General features: G+C 47.6%; 1 tRNA gene and 1 rRNA gene. Both read left to right on the top strand.

From position 1 onward, the window contains the following. Positions 1-75 (top strand) — tRNA-Glu (locus tag E0L15_RS12195). 131 nt (positions 76-206) lie between these two features. Continuing rightward, a 5S ribosomal RNA gene (gene rrf / locus E0L15_RS12190) occupies positions 207-322 on the top strand. Positions 323-666: the final 344 nt, after the last annotated feature.

Genomic DNA, 666 nt, shown 5'->3' with positions numbered 1-666 from the left:
GGCCCGTTGGTCAAGTGGTTAAGACGGCGGCCTCTCACGCCGCAAACACGAGTTCGACTCTCGTACGGGTCACCACTCAAAAGCAAACTATGGATCGCTCGCTTCCACGCTAGCGTGAAAGCTCGTTCCCTTCGTTGCTTTTTCGTTTCCATGGACAAACACCTTGTTGGTTTGTCCATGGAGGCCAAGTTTTGGGGAATTGAATAGTCGGTGCTGATTGCAGTGAGGGTCCACCCGTTCCCATTCCGAACACGGCAGTTAAGCTCACTTGCGCCGAAAATACTTGGCTGGCGACGGCCCGGGAAGATAGGTAGTGCCGACACATAAGGATGACAGTCCAAGCGACTGTCTTTCTTATGCCCAGTTTGCTGGGACACGTTGTGCGAATGACAGCATGAAAAAACAAACCGAAGTATGCCGGGTTGGCCGGCAAAAAAGTTTGAAAAAGTGCTTGACAAACGACGGTGAATCTGGTAAACTAAAATAGTTCCGCCGGTGAGCGGTTTGTACCTTGTAAATTAAACAATGAGAAACACGAAAAGCACCAGAAGGACACAAGAGTCCTTCATGGAAACTGGTAAACACAGTGAAATGAAGGGTCTCATCAATTCATATCTTTGAAGTTAAGAGATTAGCTTCAATAAAATTGATTTGAACGGCGAAAGT

It is taken from the genome of Pseudoflavonifractor sp. SW1122 (assembly GCF_012027765.1).
GTDB lineage: Bacteria > Bacillota > Clostridia > Oscillospirales > Oscillospiraceae > Enterenecus > Enterenecus faecium.
The sequence above is the reverse complement of the archived record's forward strand: the minus strand, read 5'-3'. Positions and strand labels throughout refer to the sequence as shown.